The 12,568-nt window shown below is 68.3% G+C and carries 11 protein-coding genes and 1 pseudogene; 9 read left to right on the forward strand and 3 right to left on the reverse strand.

Annotation, left to right across the window (positions count from 1 at the left end):
* Positions 1-74: 74 nt before the first annotated feature.
* Positions 75-1,682: pseudogene (locus tag ACVWWN_RS14625) on the forward strand (ABC-F family ATP-binding cassette domain-containing protein).
* Here the strand turns inward: ACVWWN_RS14625 and ACVWWN_RS14630 are convergent.
* A complete protein-coding gene (locus ACVWWN_RS14630; protein ID WP_457144544.1) occupies positions 1,679-3,676 on the reverse strand; it encodes an AAA family ATPase in 1,998 nt (665 codons plus the stop codon). The pseudogene ACVWWN_RS14625 and the gene ACVWWN_RS14630 sit on opposite strands and share 4 nt — an antisense overlap.
* Before the next feature lie 28 nt (positions 3,677-3,704).
* On the opposite strand from ACVWWN_RS14630, the gene ACVWWN_RS14635 reads away from it, so the two are divergent.
* The 7 genes from ACVWWN_RS14635 to ACVWWN_RS14665 all read left to right on the forward strand — a co-directional run bounded on the left by ACVWWN_RS14635 (position 3,705) and on the right by ACVWWN_RS14665 (position 9,417).
* The gene (locus tag ACVWWN_RS14635; protein ID WP_457144545.1) at positions 3,705-4,265 is read left to right on the forward strand and encodes an LOG family protein; all 561 of its coding nucleotides are present in this window, start codon (positions 3,705-3,707) and stop codon (positions 4,263-4,265) included.
* A 54-nt stretch (positions 4,266-4,319) separates the two neighbouring features.
* A complete protein-coding gene (gene fadD6, locus ACVWWN_RS14640) occupies positions 4,320-6,128 on the forward strand; it encodes a long-chain-acyl-CoA synthetase FadD6 (RefSeq protein WP_457144546.1) in 1,809 nt (602 codons plus the stop codon).
* A 97-nt stretch (positions 6,129-6,225) separates the two neighbouring features.
* A complete protein-coding gene (gene folP, locus ACVWWN_RS14645) occupies positions 6,226-7,110 on the forward strand; it encodes a dihydropteroate synthase (protein WP_457149132.1) in 885 nt (294 codons plus the stop codon).
* The gene (locus ACVWWN_RS14650) at positions 7,107-8,069 is read left to right on the forward strand and encodes a glucosyl-3-phosphoglycerate synthase (RefSeq protein ID WP_457144547.1); all 963 of its coding nucleotides are present in this window, start codon (positions 7,107-7,109) and stop codon (positions 8,067-8,069) included. The genes folP and ACVWWN_RS14650 overlap by 4 nt, the downstream gene beginning before the upstream one ends.
* Positions 8,070-8,111: 42 nt before the next feature.
* On the forward strand, positions 8,112-8,486 hold the full coding sequence (locus ACVWWN_RS14655) for a DivIVA domain-containing protein (RefSeq protein WP_457144548.1): 375 nt from the start codon (positions 8,112-8,114) through the stop codon (positions 8,484-8,486).
* Positions 8,483-9,133 (forward strand): DNA-3-methyladenine glycosylase I, encoded by a 651-nt coding sequence (locus ACVWWN_RS14660; protein ID WP_457144549.1) that lies wholly within the window; start codon positions 8,483-8,485, stop codon positions 9,131-9,133. The genes ACVWWN_RS14655 and ACVWWN_RS14660 overlap by 4 nt, the downstream gene beginning before the upstream one ends.
* 116 nt (positions 9,134-9,249) lie before the next feature.
* Complete coding sequence (locus tag ACVWWN_RS14665; RefSeq protein WP_143768304.1) at positions 9,250-9,417, forward strand: DUF3117 domain-containing protein; 168 nt, start codon at positions 9,250-9,252, stop codon at positions 9,415-9,417.
* Positions 9,418-9,452: 35 nt separating this feature from the next.
* Here ACVWWN_RS14665 and glgA read toward each other — a convergent pair whose 3' ends face one another.
* Entirely contained in the window at positions 9,453-10,616 is a 1,164-nt protein-coding gene (gene glgA / locus ACVWWN_RS14670) for a glycogen synthase (protein WP_457144550.1), read from the reverse strand.
* A 125-nt stretch (positions 10,617-10,741) separates the two neighbouring features.
* Between glgA and glgC the strand changes: the two genes are divergently transcribed.
* A complete protein-coding gene (gene glgC / locus ACVWWN_RS14675) occupies positions 10,742-11,956 on the forward strand; it encodes a glucose-1-phosphate adenylyltransferase (protein ID WP_457144551.1) in 1,215 nt (404 codons plus the stop codon).
* Here glgC and ACVWWN_RS14680 read toward each other — a convergent pair.
* Positions 11,953-12,567: a DUF4126 domain-containing protein gene (locus ACVWWN_RS14680; protein WP_457144552.1), complete on the reverse strand. Its 615-nt coding sequence runs from the start codon at positions 12,565-12,567 to the stop codon at positions 11,953-11,955. The genes glgC and ACVWWN_RS14680 overlap by 4 nt on opposite strands.
* Position 12,568: the final 1 nt, after the last annotated feature.

Here is a 12,568-nt window from a genome sequence, read left to right on the forward strand (position 1 = left end):
TCCGTTCTGTTCCTGCGGCGCGTGACGCCCGTTTTGGGCGTCCCATCGCCACCACCTCATGAGAGATCCCTCGCATGTCTTCCATCGTCTGTTCGAATCTGTCGTTCTCCTGGCCCGACGGCACAGCGCTTTTCACCGACCTGTCGTTCGTGGTCGAGGGCAACCGCACCGGCCTCGTCGCACCCAACGGAGCGGGCAAGAGCACTTTGCTCAAACTGATCATCGGCGACTATCGCGCTGCCGCAGGTTCGGTCGGTGTCGACGGCGTCCTCGGTTATCTGCCGCAGACACTGCCGTTCGACGCGGGCCGCACCGTCGCCGACGTGCTGGGCGTGGCGCCCGTCATCGAAGCGCTCAACGCGCTGAACGCCGGTGATGCCCGCGAGCAGGTATTCGCGGCGATCGGCGATGAGTGGGACGTCGAGGAGCGCACGCGGGCGCAACTGGACCGGCTGGGGCTTGGGCACGTCTCGCTCCAGCGTCGCCTCGGCTCACTGTCGGGAGGTGAGGTGGTCTCGGTGGGCCTGGCGGGCCAACTGCTCAAGCGGCCCGATGTCCTGCTGCTCGACGAGCCGACCAATAATCTCGACGTCGACGCCCGCCACCGGCTCTACGAGGCGCTGGACGACTTCAGCGGGTGCCTGCTTCTGGTCAGCCACGACCGCGTGCTGCTCGACAGGATGGACCGCATCGCCGAGCTCCATCGCGGTGAAATGCTGTTCTACCGCGGCAACTTCGCGGAGTACGAGGAGGCGGTCGGCGAGGCGCAACGGACCGCCGAGAGCAACGTGCGAAACGCCGAACAAGAACTGAAGGTCCAGAAGCGTCAGCGTCAGCAGGCCCGCGAACGCGCGGCGCGGCGCTCGAGCACCGCCGGCCGCAACATCAAGGATGCGGGGCTGCCGAAGATCATCGCGGGCGCGATGAAACGCAAAGCCCAGGAATCGTCCTGACGGGTAGACGGTGTCCATGCCGCGCGGATCACCGACGCCAAGGCCCGTCTCGACGATGCCGAACGCGCGCTACGCGATGACGACGCGATCGTGCTCGACCTGCCGGCCACCGAGGTACCCGCGGGGCGCACGGTGTTCAGCGGCGAGGGTCTGACGATGACTCGCGGCGGCCGGAATCTGTTCGCAGCCGCCGACCTGGTTATCCGTGGTCCCGAGCGGATCGCGCTCACGGGGCCGAACGGCACTGGCAAGTCGACGCTGCTGCGCGTCATCAGCGGCGAGCTCGACCCCGACGGCGGCACGATCCGGCGGGCCGACGGTCGTATCGCCTACCTGTCCCAGCGGCTGGACCTACTCGATCCGGACCGCTCCGTCGCGGACTGCCTCGCCGCCTTTGCGCCGAGTCTGTCCGAGACGCGCCGCCGGCATCTTCTCGCGCAGTTCCTTTTCCGTGGCAACCGGATTCACCTGCCGGTGACCGCCCTGTCGGGCGGCGAGCGGTTGCGCGCCACGCTCGCCTGCGTGCTCTTCGCCGAACCGGCGCCGCAACTGCTCCTGCTCGACGAACCGACGAACAACCTCGACCTGGTCAGTGTCGGCCAGCTCGAGTCGGCGCTGAACGCCTACGAGGGCGCCTTCGTCGTCGTCAGCCATGACGAACGGTTCCTGGCCGACATCGGTGTCGAGAGGGAGCTGCGTCTGGAAGGCGGCCAGCTGGTGACGGTCTAGGAGCCCGAGGCCACCGATCGCGCGTGTTCGAGCGCCGATCGCCCGAAGGCGCAGGCGATTTCGGCGCCCAGCCGGGCGATGCCGTCGGCGGCGCGGATGTCGCCGAGGCGCGCCGCCTCGTGCAGCGCGCGCAGCGCCACCGCCTTCTGCCCGCCGCGCTCGGCGGCGCGCACCGCCTCTCGTGCCGCGGCCACCGCGCCGTGCTGGTCCCGGCGTGCCGACATGGTCCACGCCCGCGCCAGCGCGAGTTCCGGTGAGAACAGCATCGACTTGAGGCCGTGCCGGGACTCCGCCCGCGACAATGCCTTTCCCGCCTCGACGGTTTCACCCTGTTGGCCGAGCGCCTGCGCCAGCAGCATCCACGCCAGCGGTCCCCACGAATATCCGGTGGGGGACAGCGCATTGGCGGCGCCCCGCAACACCGCGACAGCGGCGTCCAGTTCGCCGCGGGCGATCAACACGTCGGCCACCAGGACTTCCCCGATCGCGCGGCCCGGCTGCTGCAGTTGCGCGAAGTCGGTGAGCTGCTGGGCCAGCGCCTGCGCCCGGTCCAATTCGTCGGCCATCAGCAGCGCCGTCGTCTGGCCGAACCCGCTGGTGAAGCGCAGCAGTCCGGGATGCCCGGCCGCGATGGCCCGCTCGGCCAGCGCATCGACGTCGTCGAACCGGCCCATCCGGGCCGAGCTCAATGCCGCCGCGGCCGCGGCCCACCCGACGGCGGTGTCGTCGGCGGCCGGCGACACCAGCACCTCGTCGGCGATCTCCCTGGCGTGGCTGAGGTTGCCCGCGTTCATCGCGAACGTGGCCGACAGCGCGTCCAGCGTGGTCTGCGCGGCCGGTGAGGAGACCCGGTTCCGGGTGGCGATCAGGAATGCCGTCGCCCGTTCCGGCTCGGAGAGCATCCAGAACTGGTTGGCCGCGCGCGGCAACGCCCACGCCATCAGCTCGGTTTCCGACAACCCCGCCGGATCGACCTCGGCGAGCACCGCATCGGCGTCGCGTCCGAGGCCCTGCCAGGCCAGCGCGTACGCCAGCGTCAGCCGCTCGGCCAGCCCACCAGAGCGCTCGACCGCCGCCCGGCCAAGCCGTTCCGACAGGCGCAGATCGCCGAGCCGCAGCGCCTCGTCGGCCGCCGCGGCCACCTCGACGACCGATTGCGGGCGGTCGCTGTCCAGCGCCAGCACCGCGAGGCCGAGACGGTCGACGACACCACGCCGCGGCGCCCCGGCCAGCCGGTCGACCAACTCGGTACGCAGCCGGCGCAGATCCGGTCCGCCCAATGCGTTGCGGACCGCGTCGACGTAGAGGGGATGGGCGGGCCGCACGTGGTCTTCGGCGATCACGACCGCACCCGCGGCTTCGCCTTCGGCGACGGCTTCCCGGCCTGCCAGCGCGACGACATCGCCCAGCGGCACCGGATCGGCCACGGCCAGATACTCCAGCACCCGATGCGCTCCGGCGGGCAGCGCCGAGACGAATTCCTCGACCTGGGTGGTCAGCCGGTGTTCGTCGTGGTTGGCCGGCTCGACATCGATGCGCGGCAGCAGGTTGTCGCGCAGGAGCGCCGAGATCTCCTCGGGCGCAGGCCCGCCGGAGGCGACAGTGACGATCAGTGTCGCCGCGCGACTGACCGCCAACTGGTAGACCAGCGCTGCGGACAGCTTGTCCAACAGGTGGGCGTCGTCGACGACGAGCAGCCGGCCGTCGCCCAGCGTTTCGCGCGCGGCCCGCAGCACCGCCGCGGTCTTGCTCGACTCACCGATTTCGATCAGGTGGCTGAACGCGGCGAATGGGACCGCCCCCGCCGGCGACGTCGCCGTCACCCAGTCGACCGAGTCGAACTGCGGCTCGAGCCGTTCGGCGGCCGTTCGCGCCAGCCAGGTCTTGCCGACGCCCGCGGCGCCGATGAGCACCGCGCCTGATCCGTCGCGCACACCGCGTTCCAGCGATTCGAGTGCCGGCTCGGGCGGCGCGGTCACCCAGTCGACAGGCACCGCCGGAGTCTATGGCTAGGTTTGTCGTGTGTCCGCGAAACCCGGCCGCGAATGGGCGGTCTGTGTCTACTGTGCATCCGGCCCAACGCATCCCGAGCTGCTGACGCTGGCGCGCCGCGTCGGTCAGGCGATCGCCGACCGCGGCTGGACATTGGTCTCGGGCGGCGGCAACGTGTCGGCGATGGGTGCGCTGGCGGCCGCGGCAAGGGCGCACGGCGGGCGCACCGTCGGCGTCATCCCGAAGGCTCTCGTGCACCGAGAGGTCGCCGACACCGAGGCCGACGAGCTGGTGGTCACCGACACCATGCGTGAGCGCAAGCAGGTGATGGAGGAGCGCGCGGACGCGTTCGTCGCGCTGCCCGGTGGAATCGGCACCCTCGAGGAGTTCTTCGAAGCCTGGACAGCGGCTTATTTGGGTATGCATGACAAGCCGATCATCATGCTCGACCCGTTCGGGCACTACGACGGTTTGCTGACCTGGCTTTCCAGCCTGGTCGACAGGGGGTATGTCACCGAGAGTGCGATGGACCGGTTGGTCGTGGTCAACGATCTCGACGCGGCGATGGCGGTCTGCGAACCGCCCGCGTGACGGTGACCCGCCGTTAGGGTGTGCGACAAACCAACAGCGGAGGGGACACACGAGATGGCCGACGACAAATCGGGGACGCGCAGCAGCGTCGGACTGCTCGACATCGTCGGGCAGGTGCCCGGCCTGTTGATGGACGCGCCGACGATTCTGCGCGGCGTCATCACCGGGTTCGGTGCCCGGCCGTCGGCCAAGACCTCCATCGGCAAGGTGTTCCAGGACCGAGCGGCGCAATATGCAGACAAGGTCTTCCTCAAGTTCGAGGACCGGGAACTGACCTACCGCGAGGCCAACGAGACCGTGAATCGTTTCGCCGCCGTGCTGGCCGCCCGCGGCGTCGGGCACGGCGACGTCGTCGGCATCATGCTGCGCAACTCACCCGAGCCGGTGCTGTTGATGCTCGCGGCGGTCAAGTGCGGCGCCATCTCCGGAATGCTGAACTATCACCAGCGCGGCGATGTCCTCGAACACAGCCTCGGACTGCTGTCCGCGACGATCCTCGTCGCCGACCGCGACTTCATCGAGCCGATCACCGAGAGCGGAGCGGACACCTCCGGAATGGTGAGCCTCGACGAATTCGAGCGGCTGGCCGAAACCGCGCCGACCATGAACCCGAGCACCACCGCAGCGGTGTTGGCCAAGGACAAGGCGTTCTACATTTTCACCTCGGGTACCACCGGCATGCCGAAGGCGTCGGTGATGACGCACTACCGCTGGCTGCGCGCGCTGGCCGGCTTCGGCGGCCTCGGGATGCGGTTGAACAGCAACGACACCCTGTACTGCTGCCTGCCGCTCTACCACAACAACGCGCTGACCGTCGCACTGTCGTCGGTGCTGAACTCGGGCGCGGCACTGGCGCTCGGCAAGTCGTTCTCGGCGTCGAAGTTCTGGGACGACGTCATCCGCTACGACGCCACCGCGTTCGTGTACATCGGCGAGATCTGCGGCTATCTGCTCAACCAGCCGGCCAAGGACACCGACCGCACGCACAAGGTGCGGGTGATCTGCGGCAACGGGCTGCGCCCGACGATCTGGGACCAGTTCACCGAGCGGTTCGGCATCGAGCGGGTCTGCGAGTTCTACGGCGCCAGCGAGGGCAACACCGCGTTCGTCAACGTGCTCAACATCGACAAGTCGACCGGCATCTGCCCGACGCCGGTGGCCTTCGTCGAGTACGACGAGGAGACCGGCGACCCGAAGCGCGGCGATGACGGCCGGGTGCGCAAGGTCAAGACCGGCCAGCCCGGCCTGTTGCTCTCCAAGGTCAGCAGTTTCCAGCCGTTCGACGGCTACACGGATAAGAAGGAGAGCGAGAAGAAGCTGGTCCGCGATGCGTTCAAGGAGGGCGACGTCTGGTTCAACACCGGCGACCTGATGCGCTCGCAGGGATTCGGTCACGCCGCGTTCACCGACCGGCTCGGCGACACCTTCCGGTGGAAGGGCGAGAACGTCGCCACCACCGAGGTCGAGGCGGCGGTGTCCACCGATCCGCAGATCGAGGAGGCGACGGTGTTCGGCGTCGAGGTGCCCGGCGCGGGCGGCAAGGCGGGCATGGTCGCCGTCCAGCTCAAGGAGGGCGAGGAGTTCGACGGCAAAGCGCTGGCCAAGGCCGCCTACGACAAGCTGCCCGGCTATGCGGTGCCGTTGTTCGTGCGCGTGATGGGCGAACTCGCGCACACGTCGACCTTCAAGAGCCAGAAGGGCCACCTCCGCAAGGAGGGCTACGGCGGCACGTCGGGCGAAGGCGACGAGGACGTCGAGGAGATCGAGGACCCGATCTACGTGCTGGCGGGCCGCGATGAGGGCTATGTGCCGTTCTACGACGAGTACCTGCAGGACGTGGTCGACGGCAAGAAGCCCGAATAGCTCGCCGACCTCTGCGTAAGGGTGGTTGGTCCGCGTGATCCGCGGCCATGGTGCAGAGATCGGCCGCTGGGGCGGCTACGACAGACGGCCAGGCACTATGGAGGGCGTGCAGTCCACGTTCTGCGGCCGTCCCGTCGCGGCTGATCGCGCGCTGATCATGGCGATCGTGAACCGGACACCGGACTCCTTCTATGACCGCGGCGCCACGTTCCGCGATGAGGACGCCATGGCCGCCGCCCGCCGGGTGATCGAGGAGGGCGCCGACGTGGTCGACGTGGGCGGTGTGAAGGCCGGCCCGGGCAGCACCGTCGGCGTCGACGAGGAGATCGCCCGCGTGGTGCCGTTCATCGAACGGCTGCGCGACGCCTACCCGGACCAGCTGATCAGTGTGGACACCTGGCGGGCGCCGGTGGCCAAGCAGGCCTGCGCGGCGGGCGCCGATCTGATCAATGACACCTGGGGCGGGGTGGATCCGGGCCTCGCCGAGGTCGCCGCCGAGTTCGGCGCGGGTCTGGTCTGCTCCCACACCGGCGGCGCGGTGCCCAGAACCCGCCCGTTCAGGGTCAGCTACGGCACCTCGGAGCGCGGTGTGGTGGACGACGTGATCGCCGAGGTGTCCGCCGCCGCCGAACGCGCCGCGGCGATCGGCGTGCGCAAGGACGCGATCCTCATCGACCCGACCCACGATTTCGGCAAAAACACTTATCACGGTCTTAGTTTGTTGCGTCACGTAAAAGACCTTGTAAAAACTGGATGGCCGGTGCTGATGGCACTGAGCAATAAAGATTTCGTCGGGGAAACTCTGGGTGTGGACCTGATGGGACGCCTGGAAGGCACCCTGGCCGCGACCGCCCTGGCCGCGGCCGACGGGGCAGCGATGTTCCGCGTGCACGAAGTCGGGCCCACACGGCGCGTCCTCGAGATGGTCGCGTCGATCCAGGGCGTACGGCCGCCGACGCGCACGGTGAGGGGACTGGCATGACCTTGATTTCTGAGCGGATACCCGAAGTGCCCGGCGCCGACGTCGTCACCGGTCGGTGGCTGGCCGACCACAGCTGGAGCCGGCCGTCGTGGACGGTTGCCGAGCTGGTGGCCGCCAAGGCCGGTCGCACGATTTCGGTGGTGCTGCCCGCGCTCAACGAGGAGGAGACCGTCGGAAGCGTCGTCGAGACGATCACGCCGCTGCTCGGCGGCCTTGTCGACGAGCTGATCGTGCTGGACTCCGGCTCCACCGACGACACCGAGATCCGTGCGGTCGCGGCGGGTGCCCGGGTGATCAGCCGCGAGGTCGCGCTGCCCGAGGTGGCGCCCCAGCCGGGCAAGGGCGAGGTGTTGTGGAGGTCGCTGGCCGCCACCACCGGCGACATCGTCGTCTTCGTCGACTCCGATCTGCTCGATCCCGATCCCATGTTCGTGCCCAGGCTGGTCGGCCCGCTGCTGACCACCGACGGGGTGCACCTGGTCAAGGGTTTCTACCGGCGGCCGCTGAAGATCAGCGGCAGTGAGGACGCCAACGGTGGCGGCCGGGTCACCGAACTGGTGGCGCGACCACTGCTAGCGGCGCTGCGGCCCGAGCTGAGCTGCCTGTTGCAGCCGCTCGGCGGCGAATACGCCGGGACCCGTGAACTGCTCACGTCGGTACCGTTCGCGCCCGGCTACGGCGTCGAGATCGGCTTGCTCGTCGACACCTACGACCGGCTGGGCCTCGACGCGATCGCCCAGGTGAACCTCGGCGTCCGGTCGCACCGCAACCGGCCGCTGACCGAGCTCGCGTCGATGAGCCGGCAGGTCATCGCCACGCTTCTGTCGCGCTGCGGCATCCCGGACTCCGCCGTCGGGCTGACGCAATTCTTCGTCGACGGCGATGACTACACGCCTCGCACGTCGAGTGTGTCGCTGGACGACCGCCCGCCGATGGTCACACTGCGCCCACGCGGCTGACCCACCGGGCCGCTGTCGGGGACATCGGGCAATATCGACGTCGTGACTCTGGTTCTGCTGTACCTGGTGGTGCTCATCCTGGTGGCCGTGGTGCTGTTCGGTCTCGGCAGTGCGCTTTTCGGTCGGGGCGAGCCGCTGCCGCCACTACCGCGCGCGACCACTGCCACCGTGTTGCCGGCCTCCGGTGTCACGGGCGTGGACGTGGACGCCGTCAAGTTCACCCAGACGGTGCGCGGCTACAAGACCAGCGAGGTGGACTGGGTGCTCGACCGGCTGGCCCAGGAGCTCGATCTGCTTCGTGGTCAGCTCGCCGCGGTGCGGGCCGCCCACGGTCTCGACGATGACACCGACGCCGCCGACGAGCCGGTCGACGGCGGCGCGCACGCGATGCAGGCCGACGCCGGGGACGAATCATGAGCGCGGCGGCGAAGAACACGAAGAACAGCGCACCCGCGCCGGAGCCCGACGGCCGGGTCCGCTGCGCGTGGATCGACGAATCACGTTTGGCACCGGCAGATTTCATTCTGTACCGCGATTATCACGACACCGAGTGGGGCCGGCAGCTGCACGACTCGAATGCCCTGTTCGAGCGGGTCAGCCTGGAGGCCTTCCAGAGTGGCCTGTCGTGGCTGATCGTCCTTCGCAAGCGGGAGAACTTTCGGCGCGCGTTCCACCGGTTCGACGCGCAACGCGTCGCCCGCTACACCGCCAAGGACGTCGATCGGTTGATGGCCGACCCGTCAATCGTGCGCAACAGAGCCAAGATCGAGGCCACCATCGCCAACGCGCGCGCGGTCGCCGATCTCTCGGACGCCGGAGTCGACCTGGGGGAGTTGCTGTGGTCCTTCGCCCCGGCTTCCCGCCCGCGGCCCGCGGACATGTCCAAGGTTCCGGCAGTGACGCCGGAATCGACGGCGATGGCCAAGGAACTGAAGCGGCGCGGGTTCAAATTCGTCGGACCGACCACCGCCTACGCGTTGATGCAGGCCACCGGAATGGTCGATGACCACACCGTCGACTGCTGGGTCCCGGTGGCCGAACACCCGTCGTCGCGAGGGGCTTAGCCGGGTCTTTGCACACCGAACGGCGCGTATAGGGAACAATAGGTGGAGTTCAGTAGCAGTTCAGTGCCGGGAGCTGTCGACGGGTGGGCAGCCGGCTCATGCGGAGGGAGCACTCGATGGCGGCGATGAAGCCCCGGACCGGCGACGGTCCACTGGAAGCAACCAAGGAGGGGCGCGGCATCGTGATGCGGGTACCACTGGAAGGCGGCGGGCGACTCGTCGTCGAGCTCACCCCCGAAGAGGCCGCCGCCCTCGGAGACGAACTGAAGGGCGTCACCGGCTAGTTCATCAGCCGGCCACCCGGTGGGCCGCGTTCGGCCTACGAAGACACTTTTCGGTAAATCTCCAGGGTCTGCTCGGCAATATGCGCCCAGGAGAATTCCTGAATGCACCGCTGCCGTCCGGCCTCACCGAACTGTCGGGCGCGCTCCGGACTGCTCACCAGATCATTCACGCCGTCGGCCAACCGCTGCGCGAAGAAGGCAGGGTCATCCGCGTCGTAGTGCACCAGCAGCCCGGTCTGCTGATCGGCGATCACCTCGGGAATGCCGCCGACGTCGGATGCCACTACTGCCGTCGCGCACGCCATCGCTTCGAGATTGACGATCCCGAGCGGCTCGTACACCGATGGGCAGACAAAAACCCTTGCAGCCGAGAGTATTTCGCGAATCTTGGCGATGGGTAGCATCTCGCGCACCCAGAACACGCCGCTGCGGGCACGGGCCAGTTCCTGGACCGCGTTCGTCACCTCGGCCGCGATCTCCGGCGTGTCCGGCGCGCCGGCGCACAACACCAGCTGAATGTCGGGATCGAAGTGATGCGCCGCGGCGATCAGGTGCGCCACACCCTTCTGCCGGGTGATCCGGCCGACGAAGGCCACGATGGGGCGACTGACGTCGACTCCGAGTTCGGCCAACACCGAATCGCCCGGCTCCGGCTGGATCGGATACCAGACCTCGGTGTCGATCCCATTGCGCACCACGTGCACCCGGTTGGGGTCGAGCGCCGGGTAGGTGCGCAGTACGTCGTCCCGCATGCCCGCGCTGACCGCGATCACCGCGTCGGCACCCTCGACGGCGGTCTTCTCGACCCACGACGACACCCGATAACCACCGCCGAGCTGTTCGGCCTTCCACGGCCGCATCGGCTCGAGCGAATGGGCGGTCAGGACGTGGGGGATGCCGTACAGCAGTGAGGTGAGGTGCCCGGCCATTCCGGTGTACCAGGTGTGCGAATGCACGACGGAGGCCTCTGATGCGCCGTTGACCATGTTGAGATCCGCCGACAGCGTCGACAAGGCCGGGTTGGCACCCCGAAGTGCCGGATCTGGCTGGTGCACGAACGCGCCGGCCCGCGGCGCGCCCATACAGTGCACGTCGACTTCGCAGAGGTGACGGAGCTGGGCGACGAGTTCGGTGACGTGTACTCCCGCCCCGCCGTACACCTCGGGTGGATACTCCCGCGTCATCATCGCGACCCGCATATCCATGACCGTAGTCGCGTCGAGCGGACTCGTCGCACCAATTGCCTTGACAGACAGCCCCGGACATCACGATCAATAGTGCGAATGCCTAGCCGACGGCAGAACCTGCCGATAGGTTTGTTTCTATGCGGGAGTTGCCACACGTGCTGGGTATCGTCCTGGCCGGCGGGGAGGGCAAGCGGCTGTATCCGATGACGGCCGACCGTGCCAAGCCGGCGGTCCCGTTCGGCGGCGCGTATCGGTTGATCGATTTCGTGCTGTCGAACTTGGTCAATGCCCGATATTTGCGAATCTGTGTGCTCACCCAATACAAGTCGCATTCGCTGGATCGCCACATCTCGCAGAACTGGCGCTTGTCGGGGCTTGCCGGCGAGTACATCACGCCCGTTCCCGCTCAGCAGCGACTCGGCCCGCGCTGGTACACCGGGTCGGCCGACGCGATCTATCAGTCGATGAACCTGATCTACGACGAGGACCCGGACTACATCGTGGTGTTCGGCGCCGACCACGTGTACCGCATGGACCCCGAGCAGATGGTCCAGTTCCACATCGAGAGCGGTGCCGGGGCGACGGTGGCCGGCATCCGGGTGCCGCGCGCCGAAGCCAGTGCCTTCGGCTGCATCGACGCCGACGAGTCCGGACGTATCCGCGAGTTCGTGGAGAAGCCGGCCGATCCGCCCGGCACCCCCGACGACCCCGAGCAGACGTTCGTGTCGATGGGCAACTACATCTTCACCACCAAGGTGCTCATCGACGCGATCCGCGCCGACGCCGACGACGACCACTCCGACCACGACATGGGCGGCGACATCATCCCGCGCCTGGTCGGTGACGGCATGGCGGCCGTCTACGACTTCCACAACAACGAGGTGCCGGGCGCGACCGAACGCGACCACGGCTACTGGCGCGACGTCGGGACGCTCGACGCGTTCTACGACGCTCACATGGATCTGGTGTCGGTGCACCCGGTGTTCAACCTCTACAACAAGCGCTGGCCGATCCGCGGCGAGTCCGAGATGCTCGCGCCCGCGAAGTTCGTCAACGGTGGCTCCGCCCAGGAATCCGTCGTCGGCGCGGGCAGCATCATTTCGGCCGCGTCGGTCCGCAATTCAGTGTTGTCGTCCAACGTGGTGGTCGACGACGGCGCGATCGTGGAGGGCAGCGTGATCATGCCCGGTACCAGGATCGGCCGCGGCGCGGTGGTGCGCCATGCGATCCTGGACAAAAACGTTGTCGTCGGGCCGGGAGAGATGGTGGGCGTCGACCTCGAGAAGGACCGGGAGCGGTTCGCAATCAGCGCCGGCGGCGTCGTCGCGGTCGGCAAGGGCATCTGGATCTAATCCGGTTCGGCGTCGCCGATCCGTTGGCGCGACGGCGTCCTTCTCTTCCGGCGTCGGCGCAGCATCCGGAAGCCGGCCCAGACCAGGGCGACGAGCGCCACCAGCACCAGCACCGGGATCAGGATCGCCAGGAACACCAGGCCGACGCTGGCGACGTCTTCAACCGTGGACAACACCGGCGCCGCCATCCCCGCGGTCGCCACATTGGCGGCGGGCCGCACCGCCGACTTCGTCAGCGACACCACCAGTGCGGTCACCACGCCGACGGCGATGGGAATCCACTGCCCCGACTGCGCGAACGCACCGGGATCGGCCACCGCCGACGTCTGTGCCGCCGTGCCGGAGCCGAACACGATGCCGCCGGCCGTCGGCCGCACGAACGTCTGGATCGCATCGTTGACGCTGTCCAGGGCGGGGATCTTGTCCGCCACGATCTCGACGACGAGCAGTGCGGCGACGACCGTCATGACCCAGCCGTTCTCGAGCCAGGCCCAGCTGTGCGGCAACGTCACCAGATCCGTGAACCGCGAGAGCAGTCCGAGGGCCAGCAGCGGGATGTAGGCGTTCAACCCCGCCGCGGTGGCCAGCCCGAAACCGGTCAGCAGTTCCATC

It is taken from the genome of Mycobacterium sp. URHB0021, from assembly GCF_054057895.1.